This window comes from Amphritea sp. GJ51-11 (genome assembly GCF_055808735.1).
Map to the genome: position 1 here is coordinate 3,850,252 of NZ_CM147881.1, position 20,520 is coordinate 3,870,771.

The 20,520-nt window shown below is 45.6% G+C and carries 14 protein-coding genes and 1 pseudogene; 9 read left to right on the plus strand and 6 right to left on the minus strand.

From position 1 onward, the window contains the following. Nucleotides 1-6: 6 nt before the first annotated feature. The 3 genes from AC0L4K_RS17350 to AC0L4K_RS17360 all read right to left on the minus strand — a co-directional run bounded on the left by AC0L4K_RS17350 (nucleotide 7) and on the right by AC0L4K_RS17360 (nucleotide 3,237). On the minus strand, nucleotides 7-1,467 hold the full coding sequence (locus tag AC0L4K_RS17350; protein ID WP_417227808.1) for a sulfatase family protein: 1,461 nt from the start codon (nucleotides 1,465-1,467) through the stop codon (nucleotides 7-9). A gap of 174 nt (nucleotides 1,468-1,641) precedes the next feature. Beyond that, the gene (locus AC0L4K_RS17355) at nucleotides 1,642-2,391 is read right to left on the minus strand and encodes a TSUP family transporter (protein WP_417227809.1); all 750 of its coding nucleotides are present in this window, start codon (nucleotides 2,389-2,391) and stop codon (nucleotides 1,642-1,644) included. Nucleotides 2,392-2,406: 15 nt separating this feature from the next. Continuing rightward, the gene (locus tag AC0L4K_RS17360; protein ID WP_417227810.1) at nucleotides 2,407-3,237 is read right to left on the minus strand and encodes a universal stress protein; all 831 of its coding nucleotides are present in this window, start codon (nucleotides 3,235-3,237) and stop codon (nucleotides 2,407-2,409) included. Nucleotides 3,238-3,697: 460 nt separating this feature from the next. On the opposite strand from AC0L4K_RS17360, the gene AC0L4K_RS17365 reads away from it, so the two are divergent. From AC0L4K_RS17365 to AC0L4K_RS17375, 3 genes are all read left to right on the plus strand, one after another. Beyond that, nucleotides 3,698-4,666 (plus strand): Bug family tripartite tricarboxylate transporter substrate binding protein, encoded by a 969-nt coding sequence (locus AC0L4K_RS17365; protein ID WP_473267361.1) that lies wholly within the window; start codon nucleotides 3,698-3,700, stop codon nucleotides 4,664-4,666. A gap of 112 nt (nucleotides 4,667-4,778) precedes the next feature. Continuing rightward, nucleotides 4,779-5,357 (plus strand): hypothetical protein, encoded by a 579-nt coding sequence (locus tag AC0L4K_RS17370; RefSeq protein ID WP_417227812.1) that lies wholly within the window; start codon nucleotides 4,779-4,781, stop codon nucleotides 5,355-5,357. Next, nucleotides 5,357-6,940 carry a tripartite tricarboxylate transporter permease gene (locus AC0L4K_RS17375; protein ID WP_473267362.1) on the plus strand — a complete coding sequence of 528 codons (1,584 nt, stop codon included), beginning with the start codon at nucleotides 5,357-5,359 and terminating at the stop codon, nucleotides 6,938-6,940. Before AC0L4K_RS17370 ends, AC0L4K_RS17375 begins: the two co-directional genes overlap by 1 nt. Nucleotides 6,941-8,066: 1,126 nt before the next feature. Here AC0L4K_RS17375 and AC0L4K_RS17380 read toward each other — a convergent pair. Both AC0L4K_RS17380 and AC0L4K_RS17385 read right to left on the minus strand, forming a co-directional pair. Next, the gene (locus AC0L4K_RS17380) at nucleotides 8,067-9,488 is read right to left on the minus strand and encodes an aldehyde dehydrogenase family protein (RefSeq protein WP_473267363.1); all 1,422 of its coding nucleotides are present in this window, start codon (nucleotides 9,486-9,488) and stop codon (nucleotides 8,067-8,069) included. An 84-nt stretch (nucleotides 9,489-9,572) separates the two neighbouring features. Further along, entirely contained in the window at nucleotides 9,573-11,231 is a 1,659-nt protein-coding gene (locus AC0L4K_RS17385; RefSeq protein ID WP_473267364.1) for a thiamine pyrophosphate-dependent enzyme, read from the minus strand. Nucleotides 11,232-11,855: 624 nt separating this feature from the next. Here AC0L4K_RS17385 and AC0L4K_RS17390 point away from each other — a divergent pair. The 6 genes and pseudogenes from AC0L4K_RS17390 (at nucleotide 11,856) to AC0L4K_RS17415 (ending at nucleotide 19,273) form a co-directional block, all read left to right on the plus strand. Then, on the plus strand, nucleotides 11,856-13,430 hold the full coding sequence (locus AC0L4K_RS17390; RefSeq protein ID WP_417227816.1) for a sulfatase-like hydrolase/transferase: 1,575 nt from the start codon (nucleotides 11,856-11,858) through the stop codon (nucleotides 13,428-13,430). Nucleotides 13,431-13,963: 533 nt separating this feature from the next. Continuing rightward, a complete protein-coding gene (locus tag AC0L4K_RS17395) occupies nucleotides 13,964-14,938 on the plus strand; it encodes a DcaP family trimeric outer membrane transporter (RefSeq protein WP_417227817.1) in 975 nt (324 codons plus the stop codon). Nucleotides 14,939-15,407: 469 nt separating this feature from the next. Next, nucleotides 15,408-16,414, plus strand: a pseudogene (locus AC0L4K_RS17400) (SulP family inorganic anion transporter); the annotation flags it as partial. 159 nt (nucleotides 16,415-16,573) lie between these two features. Next, complete coding sequence (locus AC0L4K_RS17405) at nucleotides 16,574-17,035, plus strand: sodium-independent anion transporter (RefSeq protein WP_473269245.1); 462 nt, start codon at nucleotides 16,574-16,576, stop codon at nucleotides 17,033-17,035. 705 nt (nucleotides 17,036-17,740) lie between these two features. Continuing rightward, a complete protein-coding gene (locus AC0L4K_RS17410; RefSeq protein ID WP_473267365.1) occupies nucleotides 17,741-18,508 on the plus strand; it encodes an SDR family NAD(P)-dependent oxidoreductase in 768 nt (255 codons plus the stop codon). A 9-nt stretch (nucleotides 18,509-18,517) separates the two neighbouring features. Further along, nucleotides 18,518-19,273 carry an SDR family NAD(P)-dependent oxidoreductase gene (locus AC0L4K_RS17415; RefSeq protein WP_473267366.1) on the plus strand — a complete coding sequence of 252 codons (756 nt, stop codon included), beginning with the start codon at nucleotides 18,518-18,520 and terminating at the stop codon, nucleotides 19,271-19,273. A gap of 69 nt (nucleotides 19,274-19,342) precedes the next feature. Here the strand turns inward: AC0L4K_RS17415 and AC0L4K_RS17420 are convergent, their stop codons facing one another. Continuing rightward, a complete protein-coding gene (locus tag AC0L4K_RS17420) occupies nucleotides 19,343-20,284 on the minus strand; it encodes a LysR substrate-binding domain-containing protein (RefSeq protein ID WP_473267367.1) in 942 nt (313 codons plus the stop codon). Nucleotides 20,285-20,520 lie beyond the last annotated feature (236 nt).

Genomic DNA, 20,520 nt, shown 5'->3' on the forward strand with positions numbered 1-20,520 from the left:
TCATATTTATTGCTCGTGAGGCCTCAACGTTGGTACCGGTGTCGCCCCTTTTGGTCCACCCTCAAGACATGCCTCGCGACCTCCATATTGTTCGATCAAAGCTGCCTGATCTGACTTTGCTTTGGCATCAATCGCTTCTGGGCTGAGCATACTTCTTAACTTTTGCTCAAAAAACATAAGAGTTTTTGCATGTTCAGCTAAGCCGGCAAGGTTATCCTCCTCGCCTGGATCATTCTGCATATCAAATAACTCAGGTTCGTAATCGAGGTAATAGATATACTTATACCGCTTGTTGCGCAGCATATAGGCAGCAGAGCGAGAGCCCACTGCGTGATATTCAGCTAATATAAGGCGGTCTGCGTCATCGGAATCATTTGCCATTTGTAACAACGAGCGGCTATGGCTACGATCGTATTGATCCGGGGTTCGGTCTTCTACCCCGACCGCCTCCAATACCGTCGGGTATAAATCCACCAGCGTAACTGGCGTATCGACTTTATGCCCTCTGGGGATGCCTGGGCCACTAATAATCATCGGAATCCCCGCCGACTCATCATTCATAGTGCACTTACCCCACAAGCCTCGAACCCCCATATTGTCACCATGATCACTGCTATAAATGATTCGGGTATTATTTACCAAACCCGTCATTTCTAGCTGATCAAGAATCAAGCCCACCTGACGATCCATAAATGAGATCAAGCCATAGTAGCTAGCCAACGCCATTCTTCGCTCATCAGCAGACAGGCTTTCATCTACCGGTTGGCTGTAAGCCATATCAGCCACCCAGTGGTGGCGTACATAACCAGATTCTGGACGTAATCTCGGCTCGGGGAGGTCCATCGCCAAATAGGGTTTAATAAATGATTCGGGGACGGTCAATGGAAAATGAGGCGCAACTAAGCCAACAAACAGAACCCAAGGTCTCTCCGTGTTTTCACGACTCACCTGCTCAAGCCAATGACAGGCTTTCGCAGTGATGCTTTCGTCATATTGATTGTATTCCGAATAACCAGCCCCAATAGGCCTAAGCATGCCTCCCGCTTGTTTTTCAAATACAGGAAGCGGGTTACGTAATAATCCCCAGAGCATTCCTGGACCTTTAACGTGCATCGGCAAATGTTGCTGGTCAAAACCACAAGGATCTTCTGCACTTTTATAATGAAGCTTTCCTATCGATTCGACCCTCACACCTTCTTGCTGAAGCACATGACCCCATGATCTTTTCTTACCATCATAGCCAAAGGCATTATCCCAGTACTCATTCTGATGAGTATGCAAACCGGTCGCTAACGCTGCACGAGCAGGCACACAAATAGGTGAATTACTGTAAGCCGCTGTAAAGTGCGTTCCCTGATTTGCTAAGCGATCTAGGTTTGGCGTAGACACAAAAGGATCATCACGAAAACCAGAGACCAAAGGACTGTGCTCATCGGACAATAATATGACTAAATTTGTGTTTTCCATGATTCACCAGATAGCAAATAAATTAAGAAAGGCGCTGTTAAGGAAAGCAATCAACACTATATTTAAGTTGTCTTGACAACTATTATCACCTAATTAAGTACTGACCGCAACATTTATCGCTTGCCTGCTCATACGAGCGCTATGTGTAGATAAAGAAATTTAGCGCCCAAATACTTAATAAATCGCCGTCACCAACGTGAATATCGCATACAGGCCACAAACGCCTAAAATAACAGGTCTGAAACGTTGATTAACAAAGTGCTCAACCAGAGGCGCCATTTTCATTCCGATCAACAGTCCAGGCAATAACCCCACGGCATAGACAAGGCTTTTCAAGGTAATTAAGTGATAAAACACCAGCACAACCAACGAGACAACACCACCAAAAGCAAGAATCGCATTCAATGTACCTCTTACTTTTTCACCCGAACCATGCTGGTAAATCAATCCCATAGGCGGGCCTCCAAGCCCAGCAACTGTTCCGGTAATACCAGAGACTAGACCTGCAGCGAAAAGATTGCGAAGACTCAACACTGGCGATATACGAAAGATGCTCAGCAGTACAATCAATAGAATTACAACCGAAAAAAGCACCTTAAAAGACTCGGGGCTAAGCAATGACGCCATTAATTGCGCCGCAACCAACGATCCAACTAAACGGCCGATAAGTGCTGACTTCAACTCGCTTACAACAACAAAAGCTCGATCTCGCCAAGTCACCCATATGCCTAATGGCACACCAATAATCAATATGACACCCGGTACTAGTGCCGGATCAATCAACAAGAATACGGGTGCCGCCAGCATGCCAAATCCCATCCCAACGGCACTTTGCATAATAGTTGCTAAAACAATCACTATAAACGCAATGCAATAGAGTAAAGGGTCAAACTCAATCAAGCTTATTACGGTGCTGTAGGTCATTGATAAATTAACCTCTTAATGTGACATCAATACTGGAATATTCGCTTTTCTAACCAGAGTATCCGTCACACCGCCGACTAGATCTTCTCTAAACATACTATGTTCATAAGCCCCCGTTACGAGCAACCGAGCACCTACCTGATCACAGTAATCGAGAATACTGTCGCCAACCGAGCGTCCCTTTGGTGAGATAGTCACCAACTCAACCTCAACATCGTGTCGCCGTAACGCTTCGACAACATCGATGCCCTGCAAAGGCTTACATGCCTTCCCTGTTGCCACCGTCAAAACGGTAATCCTTTTTTTGGTTTCAAGAATCTGCATGGCATCAGCTAATGCTCGAGTTGCTGTACGTTTTCCATCCCAAGCGAGCACCGCATGATCCGGTATTTCGTTTTGATCCCACCCCCTTGGAAACACCAACACCGGACGGCCACTTTTTAAGGCGATCTGATCGGGGTGTAGCTCGAGGTGTTCACGGCCGAGTAGCGGATCGAACTGGCCAACAACGGTAACATCAAATAAACGGGCATATTCTGCCACAGTGGCATCTGAACGGCCTTTCTCAGAGATCCAGTGCAACTTATCCGGCGCAACCTGACCTTCAACACTGGCCAAAAACTGCTGCTTAACTTTCGCATTAAAACCCGACTCAACCTGCAACACAGATTCACATAATGCTTGAGGCATCCATGAACGCAGCCCGGTATCAACACTCAAGCAACCATGAGCAAAAAAACCAGTCAGATGTGCCGCATATTTTTTATGCATCAAAATTGACGCTTTCAAAGCCGCTTCAGATGCTGGGCTTCCGTTATATGCGCACAGAATATTCTTAACAGGCATAAGACCTCCTTAAGTGACGGTATGCAGAAACACTCATAACAGAAAGAGTCTTCCAATCAATTGCCTCTAAAAATACCAGCCATTAAGTTGTCCAGTCAACAAATAAACCTGCTATGATTGACAATATGTAGTTAATTAATCGTAAAATTAACGACTAAACATGATCTAATATTCATTTAACAGCACACTTTCAGAGCAAATAAAAACAAACATAAGCACTTGATTTATTTAAAATATATTATAAAAAAATCAGAATATATCTAAAACAATACTAACTCTAATATGCTGACAACATACCCCACCATAATTATTGGTTGACAAAACAACAGTTAACATCTAAATTGATTTACAACGTGATTGCTTAGGCGTGGCCCGCAATCAGTAACCTAAACAAAAACGCCATTGATAATGGCGACCTCAACGTTTTAACTTAACAATAAGAAATAAAAGCGAGAATAAAATGAAAAAACTACCGCTTCTCTCAGCCGCTCTATGCCTCTCATTCTCATTACTACTAGGTATGACAAGCACTTCAGCCATGGCCGACTGGCAACCATCAGGCCCCATCACATTAAAAATTGGATTCAAAGCTGGCGGCGGTGCCGATACGCAAGCGAGACTCATTGCAGAAGCACTAGAATCCCGTTATGGCTGGCAAGTCATTCCGGAACAAGCGACCGGAAAAGGCGGCTTAAACCTGGCCGCGTCCCTAAAAAAATCACCCAATGATGGTACCGCTATCGGGATGGTCGTTGCTGAAACGATGGGATACAACATGCTAGCAGCGCCTCGAGCTAAGTTAAAACTTGAGGACTTTACTCCACTAGCCTCAACAGCAAGTTTCCAAACCGGCATTGTGGCCAAATCTAATCGTGGCTGGAACAGCATGCACGATGTGATTGCTGACGCGAAAGCCGGTAAACAAATCAAGTTTGGGGTTATGGCTCCCATGCTAGCCGACCTCGCGTACTTATTGGGCAAAGCCAATGATGTAGAATTTAATATCATCAGTGTTAAAGGCGGCAAAGCTGTCATGAACGGTATTAATGCCGATGATATCGATGTGGGCTTAGTTGCAGGCATTCAAAATAAAGCTGTTGCCGCCGGAGACATGGTCAACCTCGCCTCAGCCATTGGCGAACCGCTGAGCATTTCACCAAATGCGCCATTGTTAAGCGACCTTGGATTAAAACGGTTCAATGCCTATGGCTACTTCCTATTTATTGCCCCAGCAAACCTGCCTGAAGAGGCCCGCATTGCACTGTCTGAGGCGATAAGCACAGTTGTTCAAGACCCATCAACCAAAGCACATCAGTTCATCACCAAGGTGTTTTCTAAAACCACAGTATTAGTCGGTGACGAGCTCAATAATAGCCTCGCTACAACATCAACTAACGCTAAAGCCTTGCTGGCCGCCGCTGCAGAGTAATCGATCTCGGGTTTTATTCACTGTTGTACTTTGCTAATCACCATTGGCAACGTACGACAGTAATTAACCGATATCGCACATTATTGTTCAAATATTTTCATTAGGTAATCATATGATCAGCCTGTTTAAAAGAAATCCAAATCTGGCAATAGGACTCTTAACAATTGCTCTGGGCTGCATAATTTTATTTGTTTGGATCCCCGCAGATGTTGAAACGGGCCTGTTCGAAAAGGTTCGTTCAAGAGTCCGTCTAGGTGACGCATTAGCTCCTTCTATAGCTGCAGCATTACTAATCTTTGCCGGTCTACTCTTGTTCTTTCAATCGTTACGAGCCAATACCGATATCGAGCTGTCTTTCGATAACATGAAATATCTACTGCTATTGTTCTGTCTATTTGTCGTAACGATTAATGTCATGCATTGGTCGGGAACCTGGATCGTCGAAACGGCTAAGCTACTGGGGATTTTAAACGAAGAGAGCAGCTACCGCCTGTTGCGCGATAGTGCACCATGGAAGTATATCGGCTATGTCACCGGCGGACTCTTTATGCTGTTCAGTCTAATCTGTTTGATGGAACGCAAGTTCAGCCTAAAAGCGATGTTTATCGCCCTTGCTGCCGTAGTGACTCTGATTCTCATCTATGACGTGCCTTTTGATAATATTTTGCTGCCTCCTAATGGTGATTTTTGATGGATACTCTAGATTATATTTGGATGGGTGTGCTCGCGGTCTTTCAAGGTCCAGCCATGTTCGAGCTATTCGGTATCGGCATCCCAGTTACTATCGTGATGGTCTTTGGCGGCCTACTATTAGGCATCTTAGTGGGCGCCACACCAGGACTCGCCGGGCCAATGGCAATGGCGGTTTCGCTACCAATACTCATCTCCGTGTTTGGCTATAATCCTGATGCGTTACTACCCGTGATGGGTTTTTTGATCGGGATTATGAAAGGTTCTACTATCGGAGGAGCAGTACCGGCGATTCTATTTAATACACCAGGAACGCCCGATGCTTACATGACCACTCTCGATGGCTATCCTATGACCACCAAAGGACAATCCGGAAAGGCGCTACGGGTGGCTCATTTTTCATCCGTCTCCGGTGATACCTTTTCTGACCTAGTACTTTTTACCTGCGCACCGTTTTTAGCCATTTTGGTCGAGTCCTATCTAGACTTTCCAGAAAAAACAGCATTAATCATTTTGTCGCTGTCGTTTATCGCCGCAATTGTGGGTAACTCAGTCGCGAAAGGACTTATTAGTATGAGCCTAGGTATGCTCATCGCTTATATTGGAACCGGTGAGGATTTCTATCCTCGGCTAACCGGCGATATAGAGTCCATTTCATCAGGCTTCCCAATTGTCTCTGTTATTTTGGGGGTACTGATTATCGGCGAAGTATTTAAAGGTATTGAAGAACTATGGTTAGATAAATACCCACGGACCAAACCCCAGAATGCTGTTAACTCAACATCAAACAAGCTCACCCTCGCTGATATTATTATCATTCTGCCCTATATTCGCAATTCAGCCATTATTGGCACTATTATTGGGGCTCTGCCTGGTATCGGCTCGACATTAGCAGCAACTCTGGGCTATGCAACCGGTAAAAAACTTTATCAAAACAGAAAGCACGCCGATGACCCCGAGTTTGGTGAAGGCGCCATCCAGGGCATCGCGTCAACCGAAGCGGCAAATTCGGCAGTGTCTGGTTCGAATCTGATTCCTGTCTTATCTTTAGGTATTCCAGGTAATGCTGCCGCCGTATTTCTCATCCTAGCAACAGAGACCATAGGCGGCTTCAATCCTGGCCCCTCAGTCTTTAGATTCACGGTAGAAGAGATTAATCCAGAACTGGTGATCGCTTTTGGCTTATTTACCATCATGCTATTCGCAAACTTTCTAAACTGGACCATTGGCGGTGCCTTCATGCGCGCCATGGGCATTATGACCAGAGCCCCAAAACAGTACATTTTACCGATTGTATTGCTGCTCTCGCTCACGGCAATCTATTCACAAGAAACCGATATTAATGCTATCTGGTATACATTGGGCTTTGGCGTACTGGGTTATCTATTTAGAAAAACTGGTATCTCACCACTGCCATTTGTTATCGCTTATATGCTTGCAGGCAAGTTAGAGTCAGGTGCCCGACAAGCTTTCGATTCAACCGGCGGTGACCCATGGTTTTTATTCAACAGCCCAACGTCTATTGGATTATTAGCACTGTCCGTTTTTGTCATTTTCTTCTTTGCTAAAAGCTCAAAGAATTAACCCTAGTAGCACCCCGCACCAACGGGATTTTTGGCCAGTACAGAACGATCTGTACTGGCCTTTTTATTGTAAACTGATTAATCAAGCCACTAACCACAGTGCCTTTCCATCGATGAGCTCGACAGAGACCTAAAAGACCAATCGATAATATCCTCTAGTCGCTCCTTTAGTTCGTTACATCTCACAGTAGCAATAATCGATTATCCACAACGCTATTCCGACATCTCAGCGGATACAATAACGCTCGAGCGAACAGGTAACCCTGATCGAAAAGCACATTAATCTCGCCAGTAAAGTGTTAGGTGAGCCCAGCACCAATTTAGTCTCTAGCGGCTTAGCCCCATGACATTAGGCTACCTACATATTTGTGCCTTTCCTTAAATACAGGCATACCAACGACACCAAAGCATAACGATTTAACCGACTCAAATGTCATCAAGAGTAAGTGCGTTTTCAGCCCCCCCCAAAAAAAACTGCCACCCCTAAAATGTCGGTAAACGATAACTTCAGCACTAATGAAGCGCCTTAAGGTTTGCCGGTTAAGCCTTCTATTGGAGACGTAACATCCACCTGAAAGGGTATTCATCTATATCAATAATACGTTCTGGTAACGCTCGGTTTTGTGGTTGAGCATTTTAGTGAAACACTCTATTAGGATTGCGGATAATAGCTTCTCGACCAATTAAACCGTTATTCAATAAAGTATTATTGTCAAACAATCGACACAGACAGCGTAAGTTTCTGGAGGCAAAACAGAGGATGCGAACCAATAAGATCAAGGCAGGATAATCAAGAGAGATGGTGTTTATCGATGGTATCGCATGGCTTAATTTGGCAAAGCAGACCTAATAGATCTAGTGTCAGTGGCCAGAAGAGCCGGTATGGGGTGGATCATAGAGGGAAGCATGCCCCCGCTCAGCAGGAAGGTCGATGCTATAGATTATGGTATCAGTCTCACTGTTTGGATAAAACACGGCTTCGGCTAAAAAGTTCGCTCTTCAAACAATGCCACCTGAATTAAAGTTTTCGTCGTTCCCGACAGTCAATACATACTTATTGCTTTTGTATTAAAAAGCACCTGCCCAAAGGGATGAACCAATCGACAGGTGAAACCAAGAAATCGAAACTAACGCTGAACTTTAATCGTTTGTATCGTAGTACACTCGTTAAGCCCGTAACTGCCGAACTCAACACCTATACCCGATTGTTTTACCCCACCAAAGGGAGCATCCGGCTGTAAACCACCATGGCCGTTAACCCAAGCAATACCACATTCAAGCTGTGCAGCTATTTGTGCTGCAGCTCGCTCATCTGAAGACCAGACAGAGCCCCCTAAACCATTAGGGTTGTCATTTGCCAATTGAACGGCCTCTTCAATAGTGTGATATTTAATCACCGGTAAGATGGGACCAAACTGCTCTTTATCTACCAGTTCACTGCCGTTGGTCAATCCCGCAACAATAGTCGGTTGATAGAAGAAGCCATTCCCTTCTATTCGCTTCCCCCCGGCAAGAAAACGTCCACCATCAGCTTTTGCTGATGCAGCCAAGGCTTCAACAATTTCAAGTTGCATCTGATTTTGTAACGGCCCGAGCGCAGTCGTCTCATTAAGTCCATCACCTACTCTCACTTGGGACGCCAATGATGCCAAGCCTGAGCAAATTTCATCATAAAGAGTTTCATGAACATACAGACGCTTTAAGCAGGCGCAGGTCTGACCGTTATTGTGAAAAGCCGCCGCAAAAAGGTCTGCCACCACCGCTGCAGGCTCCACATCCGGCAATACAATCGCCGCATCGTTACCACCTAATTCCAAAACCATACGTTTGAGATTACTGGCACCACTGGACATTATTTTCTTGCCCGTGCCGGTAGAGCCTGTGAAAACAACTTTATTCACATCCTCATGACTTGTAAGCGCATGACCAATATCGCCATAACCATTCACTAAATTTAAAACCCCAGGCGGCAGCAACGTGCTAGCCAACTCAACAAATCGAGAGGTCGCTAGTGGTGTATTCTCTGAGGGTTTAATAACGACCGTATTCCCCACTCGTAAGGCTGCCACTATATGCCAGATAGCAATCATTAGAGGCCAGTTCCAAGGGGTAATCGAGGCAACTACGCCAATCGGTTTACGATGCACCTCAACTAAGGCCTCATCGTCATCCTGAATCGTATCAACCTTAAGTGTTAAATCAGCAGTAGCATGACTCCAACCAATCGCGCCCATCAGTTCCATATTAGCGCCCACACCATTCAGCCCTTCCAATGGCTTACCTGTTTCCAACGTAAGTAGTTCCGCCAACTCAGTTCTATGCGCTTCAAGCAAATCACCGAGTTGATGTATTAAAGCCTGACGGTCTTCATCGGGTAACTTATTCCAAGCTGGAAACGCTTGACGCGCAGCCATAACCGCCTGTTCAACTGTCTCAGCAGTCCCTTGTGCACAGGTTGCAAAAACGTTACCCGTTGCAGGGTTAATAACACGAATAGACTCATGACTATCCAGCGACTGCCCATTCACTGTCATCCGATAATGCTTCATATTGGCTCTCTCTGGTGGTTTAGCTATATTGACGCTCTAGTAAAAGTCAAAACTGACGTTTACATCCGCATATCTCGTCTCTATTTATTTATCCTGGATACGTTTATTCATATGGATAAACTCCCAAGGAGAGGTTTCAGCACCTCGCTCAACGACTACCTCAATTAACGCCGGTTTATTTGCATTAATACAACGCTCTAGCACCGGTTTCAGTGTTGCTGGTGAGGTAACCCGATAACCCGCAACGTTAAAACTCTCCGCCAACTTAACAAAATCTGGCGTTTGCAGTTCAGAGCCACAAAGACGACCACCAAAGCCCATTTTCTGATCCCGACGAACATTACCGTAGGCCTGATTATTAAATACGATTGTCACCAAACCTATATTGTTTTCTGCTGCCGTTATCAATTCCTGTACGCCGAACATAAAGCCTCCATCACCACAAATAGACAATACTGCCTTATCCGGATGGGCCACCTTAACCCCAAGAGCTGTTGGAAAACCGTATCCTAGAGTTCCTTGATAACCACCTTCAATAAAGGTTCTAGCACCTAAAATAGGCAAAGCTCCGGTGTAGGCCGTAAAGCCCATCTGCGATAGCTCAGGAATAAACAAACCATCTCTAGGCATAACCTGACGAATAACATTAAAGTAATCCAACTGCGGACTAAGCTTCTGAATGGCATCCCAAGCAACTGCTTTAGCAGTAGCAATCTCATCGATGCGATTGGCATCCGGTGAAACACGATTCGCCAATTTATCCACCAGCAACCGGCAGACTTCAGCCGTATCAGCAACCACACCGACGTCTGGGATAAACACTTCCATTTGATGTGCGTCGATATCGACACGAATTAGCTTAGGGCCACCATCAGGTTTCTGTTTATATTCAAGATAGTTTTGCCAGCGCATATAGGGCATCTCTAGACGTGTGCCTAAGCCAATTAATACATCCACATCGTCCCATAATTCTCGGGCTGCAACCGGCGCAACCCCCAGTGGATGGTCTTCCGGTACAATCCCTCGTCCACTTCTGAAAGCAGACACTGGTGCATTCAATAATTCAGCCAGCGCCATCACTTCTTCAGCCGCATGTTGTGCGCCCGAACCGCACATAATCATTGGTTTTTTAGCTCCGGCCAACAACTCAACAGCAGCATTAACTTCGTCAAGGTTAATAGCCGGATACACTGGAGTCTGATCCGCAGCTTCAATGGCAACATCATAATCCGCCGCCATCGTATCCCAGCACATTTCAACTGTGACCGGCCCAGGCCGCCCACTACGTGCAGTATGAAAAGCACCATTTACCTGCCGAGAAATAGATTGGTTATGATCGATATGTACGGCATCTTTAATTAATGTTTTCAGCGTGCCAGCTTGATCACTCAACTCATGCAGATGGCCACGGCCCTTACCCAGAAAAGAAGTTGGCACATGACCGGTCAGCCCCACCATAGAGGCGCAGCCGCCCATTGCAGTCACCAGTGCAGCGGTGGTGTTGAGAATCCCAGGTCCCGGCACAACGGAAAACACACCCGTTTTACCCGTAGATTTGGCATACCCCATCGCCATATAGGCAGCACTCTGCTCATGTCGAGGTACAATCAAATTTAGGTTGGCTTTAAAAATCCCGTCATACAGAGGATAGATTTGCGCACCAGGTATACCGAAAACAGTATCAACACCATTCTCGACAACCGACTGAATAATCGCTTCGCCACCCGTCATTCGCTTTGTCATGTCATCTAATCCGTTTGTTATTCTAGCCTGAAGAGTACGCGATAGATTGAGAGTATCTATCGCCAATAATTAGATGTTAAAACAACTAAATAATTTACACAAGTCTAAGTCTTAAGATGACTTTCAAGCAATCTCATATATAGAGCCAAACATAGACAGAGCTACTTCAACAGATGGACTACCATTTACAAACACAGAGACAATCGAGGATAAATGACTAAATACGATCCGAAAAAACAAATAAATAATTGATAAATATATATTAATAGTGAATCGCCACAGCCTACCAAAAGACCTATGCACATTAATATTATGTGGTCAGTTGCTACCGAATCGAAAGTATACGCATTCAAAGCCACTGCTATCTGAATATCAGCATTTACCAGGCCCAATAGTTTTATAGTTGGTAGAACAACTTAAAATAAATATTTTAAGATAACCCCCTCTCAATAGACCGCTCTGCTTAGGTTTAAGCGATAACGGAGCCTCCTTCCGAATCCATCACAGTCACAATCATGCAAAATCCACATTTGATATCCAGATCATAGAGTGATAAAAATAGTTGTCTTAACAATTAAATTAATTGATCATCCCTCCCTGAACAGCTTTTTAGAGAAGACCGAGATGAAAAAAAAACCAAACATACTCTTTATTATGGCTGATCAGCTACGTGCTGATTACCTAGGTTGTAACGGCCACCCCACGATAAAAACACCGAATATCGATAAGTTAGCGCAGCGGGGAATGAATTTCTCCAGAGCCTATAGCCAGGCCCCCGTTTGCGGCCCATCTCGAATGTCTTTCTACACGGGCCGATATGCATTCAGTCATGGGGCAAGCTATAACAATGTGCCATTAAAATTAAGCGAACGTGGATTAGGTGATTATTTAAGACCTGAAGGCTACCGTGTTGCGGTTGTCGGTAAGACCCATATGCGGCGAGATGAAGAGGGAATGTCTCGTCTAGGCGTAGATCCAAATTCTTCACGAGGTGTATTAATCAGTCAGTGTGGCTTTGAACCCTATGAAAGAGATGATGGTCTTCACCCTGATCAGATAGTTAACCCGGAACTAAAATACAATAAATACCTCAGAGAACAGGGTTTCGAAGGCGCAAACCCGTGGCATGAATGGACAAACGCAGCAGAGGGTGCAGACGGCGAGATCCTAAGTGGCTGGTATATGCGTAATAGCCATTTACCTGCCCGTATCCCCGAACAATACTCAGAAACAGCATACACCACCGATCGAGCGATGGCCTTTATTGAAGAAACAGGTGATCAACCTTGGTGCTTACATCTGAGCTACATCAAACCCCATTGGCCTTATATCGCCCCCGCCCCTTACCACAACATGTACAACGTAGATGATGTTATTCCCCCCTGCCGCAGCCAGAATGAGCTCGATAATGTACATCCGGTCATAGAAGCCTTTATGCACCATGAAGAATCCGTCGAGTTTTCAAAAGAGGAGGTTCGCAACAACGTCATTCCGACCTATATGGGCCTGATTACGCAAGTAGACGATCATATTGGACGAATGGTTGCCTTCCTAGAAGACAAAGGAGAACTCGATAACACCATCATCGTGCTCACCTCTGACCACGGTGATTATCTTGGCGACCACTGGCTCGGAGAAAAAGAACTTTTTCATGAAGCCAGTGCACGGATTCCACTGATTATTGCCGATCCCTCTCGTAATGCCGATTCCACTCGTGGAACCATCTCCAATGATCTTGTGGAATCAATCGACCTTGTACCTACATTTTTAGATTTTGCCGGCGCACCAAGCTACGATCATATTTTGGAAGGACGCTCGCTACTCGACCACTTACATAACAAGCCTATCGATTCATGGCGTTCCTTTGTCTTCAGTGAGGCTGATTATGCATGGCGTGCAGCGCGTCTTGAGCTTGATATGAAAGCTGATGAAACCCGCGCATTGATGGTCAGAAATGAGCGCTGGAAATACATACATTATGAACACTTCCGGCCACAACTGTTTGATATGCTCAATGATCCACAGGAGCTATCTGACCTAGGCAGTTGCGATGAGCATGCAAACGTTAGAGAACTAATGGAAACCGCACTCAATTCTTGGTTACGACACCTAAAAATGCGTACCACTATCAGTAACCAGACAGTTGAACAACGCACTAATAAATACCGAAACAAAGGGATGTTGTTTGGCGTTTGGTAGGTGTATGGACACCAACCCCTAATTTTTACCCCCTCATATAAAAAGCTAAAGACGACCCGATAACCAACACACCTTTTGATGACAAACAACGCGACAACAGCCTCGTTGTTTGTCATTACCTCTAAAAAGCCAGTTATAACCACACAAAAAAATAGATTGTTAAAACAACTATTTTTTAAGAAGTATCAAAAAAAACACAACAGATAATATAAATCTAAAGCAATTAAATAAATTTAATATATATAACAACAACTTAAAAGAACAATGCAATACTCTAAAACATATAAAGCCTTCTTTGTATTGTAAAAATCGCTAGAAAAAATGAATGAAAACTGATCAAAAAGCTTAACAAGTTAACTTTATTTGTTGACCAGACATCTATTAAGTGCATAATTGTTGCTTAGACAACTTAGATCATCGATATCCATTAGGACCCCTTCAACCTGAAATGGCATACCGATTGTGACGTACTGAAACATCAAATTGTCAGTCAAGCGGTCTAGTTCAACTACAAAAACAACAAAGGTTTAGTCATGATGAATGTAAAAACACTCACTAAAGCCAGCATACTCATCGGTGCTACAGCACTCTCTTCTACCGCCTTCGCTGGATTATCAGGAAAAATTAATGATACTGAATGGAAAGTTGGTGGCTTTGTAGAGCTAGAAACAACGGTTCAGGACACAAAAGGTGCTGGAAGTGTCTCTGATATGACCGCCAGACGGACCCGAGTTGATCTGAGAACTTCAACCGATACCCCAGAGGGCAAAGCCACGGGGCGTCTCGAGTTTGATTTCGCAGGCAAAACAAAAGATAAAGATTTAGTCCCCCGTATTCGTCATGCAGTTATAAACTGGAATGGCTGGACCTTTGGTCAAACACTGAGTACCTTCAGTAATTTTGAGGCGTACCACAAGTCAGTAGATGATGCGATGCCCGCGCCACTAGTGCCGAGTACTGGGTACATTCACTCGTCAAACCCTCTCGAACGTAATCCACAAATAGCCTACGGGCAAAAGTTTGGCGAAGGCTTTAGCTATAAAATTGCTGTTGAGAAAGCAGATAAGCCCTTAAGAACTGAATCATCGACGGATTTCTTTTATGCTGGCCGCTTAGCCTATAACAACAAAGGTCCCTTTGCCGCGTCTATCGCGCTCGCATCTTATAAAGATACCAGCGACGAAAACCAATGGCGTGCTGCTCTCGGTGCCCGTTATCAATTAGGCAAGGTCAGCTTTCGCTTAGGGCATAACTATGATGATGGCGTTGACGGTACAGTAACCTCTGGCTCTGTCCGCTATAACTTTGATAAAAACAACTGGGTTAGCGCAATCCATGAACATGCGGAAATCGACGGCCCCATCGGCACTGGCGAAGGAGACCGTAGCTACCTCAACTATTATCGCCAGTTAACCAAGACTGTACAGGTTGGCTTTGAATATATGGACTTTAATGGCAGCACAACCGAATATGATACTTACCGTGTTGATATTAAAAAGACTTTCTAATGATTAAGGTCTTCAATGAAAGGGGGCCGTTGACAACGCGCCCCCTTTTCCCTTATTCCATACACTAACCTCTCTTTTTGATGAGTACTAAAAGCAAACATTAAACGGCATTAATAGTGGCCTGCGAATATGAGTCTCACGTGATCATTCCAGTTACTTTACTGCTGTACTAACCAGATCAGACATCCTGTTTTTTTGGCCATAGCAGCCATTTAATATCGTTTTTCATGATGGCAAGGCTTTCGTATGATGTCTGCCTCAGCTTAGGTACACACCAACAGCCCGTCCGACCAACCCAAAAAATGATAAGCCGATAGCAAGTATGAGCCATAAAACTGTGACTTCTGATCGTTCTAAACGCCCTGCATATCGCACTGTGCAAAACTGGATGCCGTTTCTCGTCTGGGGACGTCGTATCAACCGTGAGTCACTCATCGCAGACCTTCTCGCTGGGCTTACCGGTGCCATTATGGTGTTACCTCAGAGTGTCGCCTATGCCATGATTGCCGGCTTACCGCCAGAGTTCGGACTGTACACCGCTATCATTGTGCCCATTATTACCGGCTTATTTGGTTCATCTCGACATATGATTTCGGGACCTGCCGCCGCTATTTCTATCGTTGTGCTCAGCGTGGTCAACAATATTGTGCCTCAAGGCACCGATGCTTATATACCCGCAGTGCTGACTCTCACCTTACTTGCTGGTCTCTTTCAATTTGGCTTTGGCCTCGCCCGGATGGGCACGTTAGTCAATTTTATCTCTCATACCGTGGTGATTGGTTTTACCGCCGGTGCCGCGATTCTTATCGCCTCTAGTCAGTTTAAGCATATTCTCGGGCTGGCTGTCCCTTCGGGTATGCCTTTTTACGCGGACTGGGACTTTATATTTGATCATCTGTCATCTTTTAATGGTTATTCACTCAGTATCGCTCTGGTCACCATTCTCAGTACCCTATTGATCAAGAAAATCAGTAAGAAAATCCCCGCCATGCTGTTCGGTATGATTATGGGCAGCCTGTGTTGTTGGCTCTTAAAAGGCGAAACCCAAGGGGTGCCGATGGTGGGAGAATTATCCGGCCAATTGCCGACTTTTTCCTGCCTGACTTATCCGCCAACACCCTCAGTGCTTTGCTACCCGGCGCTTTGGCGATCGCCATTCTAGGGCTAGTCGAAGCCGTTGCCATTGCACGGGCTATTGCGATTCATTCAGGACAGCGTATCGACGGCAATCAAGAATTTATCGGTCAAGGCTTAGCCAATACGGTTGGCAGTTTTTTTACCTGTTTTGTCAGCTCGGGCTCATTCACCCGCAGTGGCGTGAATTATGATGCAGGGGCCAAAACACCGTTAGCGGGGATGTTTGCCGCACTTATTTTAGTATTGATCCTACTTTTCGCACCGCATATCACCCGCTATTTGCCCTTACCGGCAATGGCTGGCGCAATACTGCTGATCGCTTGGAATTTAATTGATATTCAACATATTCGGCAGATTCTTCACAGCAATAAACAGGAAGCATCGATTCTACTGGTAACCTTTGGCTCGACGCTCATCGTCGCCTTAGAGTTTTCAATCTATCTCGGCGTACTAATCTCACTGATATTCTATCTGAAACGTACCTCTACCCCTACCATCATGGAGGTCGCCCCAAAATCGATTTCACAGGGAACGGATCTACGCAGCGTCCAACGTTTTCAGTTACCGGAATGCCCGCAACTTAAAATCATCCGGATTGATGGTTCTATCTTTTTTGGCGCAGTGGATCATATCCAGAAGAATATGCAGCGCTTTAGTGAAGAGAATCATGGTCAAAATCATATTCTGATTAACTGCAGCGGCATCAACTTTATCGATTTCGCCGGAGCGGAGATGCTACTAAAAGAAGCTAAGCTGCTTCAGAAAAAAGGTTTCAGCCTTAGTTTCTGTGCCCTTAAAAACACCGTAAAAGACGAACTAGCCGCATTGAACTTCCTTGATAAATTGGGGGAAGAGAACTTTTATGCAACCGTTGATGATGCGCTAGCCGGCCTGACACCCCGCTTTAACTCCGATATCTGTAGCCAATGCCGCCACAAAGTATTTAAGCAATGTCCTTAAGTATCCGCTTATTAATCAAGAACCGCCTTAATTGAGGCTTGTCGTTTGCAGAAGAATATCTGCTCTGTAAGGTAAAGGCATCCGGCCCTAATAGCTACACTCAAAATGTAATTGTCAGAAATGAAGTAATCCTGCTCTTGCTCTCCCCCCGTAGCTCTTCGAGAACGGCTCACTCAGCCAGATTAATGTCATTAGAAGCCGCAACAAATCCAACCTGCATAAATTTTTAGAATACAAAAGCAAAGTTAATAATATTTTAACAATACAGGCGATTCTCATAATCTAAAACTGCAGGGTGAGAGGCTCTTAAATTTATATTTTTGAAATCGTGTTAAACGCTCCCGCAATTCCTCTTATTACTGCAGCAAGAGTCAGTGGCGTAACAAACGGATTGATAGATTGAATTATCTCGATGAAATAATCCAAATAATCACATCCTAAGCCGCTCAAATTGGCCAAACGAGCAGATAGTGGCGATTATGCGGCCGGACGGCTTTGATTATCGATATCGCTCAATAAGCAGGACTTAATAACAGTATCCCTAGTCGAATTTGTGTGGCAGTTCTAGCCCCTGCACCACGGGTAGCCTTTACTTAACTAGAAATTACCTGAAAGCTCACTAAAGATCGTTTGCCCCCTGTATCTCCGTTATTGCATCATCGGCTGTATCAAACCTGAGCACTGCGATTAACGAGGATAAAAATAATGCGATTCAAAAATCAGATTACTGTGATCACTGGAGGTGCCGGTGGCGTTGGCCGCACTCTGGTAAAGCTGTTTGCCAGCGAAGGGGCGCGCGTCATGATTGCCGATATGGACGAAGCCATTTGTCGCGACGTTGCAGAAGAGGCTCGTAATACAGGTGCTGAAGTTGCCTTTTATGCCGGTGACCTGCGGGATAAGAACTACTGCGCTCAACTGATCGAAGCCACTGTAGAGACTTTTGGCGGTGTGGATATTTTACTTAACAATGCCGGTATCATTCCACGGGGCACTATAGAGGAAACTACTGATGATATGTGGTCTCTGGCGATGGACGTCAACCTCAACGCAGTCTTCTACCTGTGCCGTGCGGCTATCCCCCATATGAAAAAGCGCGGCGGCGGGGCCATCGTTAATACCTCTTCCGTCTGGGGCACCCATCCGGGTCCTGCCCACGTTGCCTATTGCACTAGTAAAGGCGCAGTCGCAGCACTGACCAAAAATCTGGGCCGTGATTGTGCACCACTGCAAATCCGGGTAAACGCGGTCTGCCCCCACGAAATCAATACACCGATGATTCGTAGCGGCTTTGAACGCCGCGGCCTTGATCCTGATAAGGCAGTAGAAGAACTGAATAAGACGGTACCTTTAGGTCGTATTGCCGAGCCGGAAGATATCGCCGATGTGATCGCATTTTTAGCGTCAGACCAGTCCCGTTATATCGCCGGTGAAACCATTGAAGTAACCGGAGCAAAACCGGTATCCGGTTGAGGATTTAGAATGAATTTACAAAATAAACTCGCCATCGTCACAGGCGGTGGCCGAGGTATCGGTCGTGGCATTACTGAAAGACTACTGGCCGCAGGCGCCAGAATACTGATCGCACAGCGCCAAGCGCTGGATGTTGAATTGAGCAGTCGTGAAAATGTTTTTTTTATACAGTCTGATCTGATGGAAAAAGACGCACCTTATCAGATCGCTGCCACAGCTGCTGAGTTAGGTGGCGCCGATATTCTGGTAAATAACGCCGGTTTTATGTTCGAGCAACACATAGAGGATATGGATGAAGCAAACTGGGACAGGATGATGATCGTCAATATGCGGGCACCGGTATTCCTTGCCAAGGCAGTACTGGAACAGATGCGAGCCAAAGGTGCTGCCAGCATCATCAATATCGGCTCTATCGAAGGCATCAGTGCTAATCCTTACCATGCCGCCTACTGTGGCTCAAAAGCTGGCGTTCATGGCTTCACCCGCGCTCTGGCAGTGGATCTGGGTAAGGACGGGATTCGTTGTAATACTATCGCTCCAGGTTGGATCAACTCCGACCTAAGCAATGACTACATCAATGCTCAGGATAACCCACAGCAAGCCCGACAAGATCTACATGCTATGCATCCGATCGGACGCACCGGTGAACCGTCGGATATCGGTAATATGGTGGCGTTTCTGGCGTCTGCTGAGGCAGGTTTTGTAACCGGACAAACCTTCGTCGTTGATGGCGGCAGGACGGCTAAGTTACCCTTGCCTTTCTAATTTCCAGTCATAAACAACCGGTAATAAGCATTACCGGTTGTTTTATGGAAAGAAGTCCAGGCTGACCTTTTAGATAAGTTCTTCAGTTCTGAAAATTGCGGTTTGTTCCAGCAGCCAGCGACGTAATAACTTTATCTCTGGCTTATCCACCAGGTCATTCCGACAGACAAAATAATGTTTTCGACTTGGTGCCGAATAGCTTTCTCTCACTGGGCGAATCAGCTGCCCTTCATCTAATAGATTCTGCACCAAATGACACCAACCAAGACCGACACCCACATCCTGTAATACTGCATCAAGCAGCATTGGAAAATGGCTGAAAGACATCTCAGCGGTTACCGCTTTAGCGCCCAAGCCTTGTTGATCTAACCAGAATGGCCAGTCCACCGCAGACCACCATTTTGCGTTCCAGAACTTAGCATCCAACTCAAGCAGTGGTTGTTGCATCAACCCCTCTAGGGTGCAGGCAGCTGGATTGGCTTCAATAAACGCCGGCGTACAAACAGGAAAAACCTTCTCTGAAAAAAGAAAGTCAGACTGATAACCCGCATTATCCTCCAACCCAAGGGTAATACCGGCATCAAATTTATCCGCCATTGCTGGGCTTTCTTCTACGCTGGTCAGGTGCAGGTGAATCTCTGGATGCGCCCTGCGCAACTGGCTAAGTCGCGGTACAAGCCACAATCGCGAGAAAGAACTGGTAGCATACAGATTAAGATGATTCAGGCTAGAATCAGACTGAATTTCCCGGGCTGTAGTGGCGATATCGACCAGTGATCGGTTCACCGTGTGAAACAGTTGACGCCCCTGTTCTGTCAGATCGACCCGGCGATGAGTGCGCAGAAACAGGTTAACCCCCAGCCGCTCTTCCAACTGTCTGATCTGCCGACTCACCGCTGCCTGAGTAACGCATAATTCACCCGCTGCTTGTTTGAAGCTGCAATGACGAGCCGCCGCTTCAAAGGTTCGCAACGCCGTCAGTGGTGGTAAATTTGTCAATTCATGTTGCATAATTCATCCAGTGTAAGACCCTGTAAGGCATCCCCAACATATCAACATTCTATCCCAGCGGGTACTGACAAGTTAACGTCATCACCCAAACCAGAATCAAGCGAGAAGCCTTAAGCGGTAACTTCCCCCCATTCATTAAACGCACCTTCCCTAAAATTCCGATAGTTCGATATTGAAACCATCCCTCTACCAAGATTGAAAAGGTTATAACACAGCATAAGCACTTAAAAATCTCT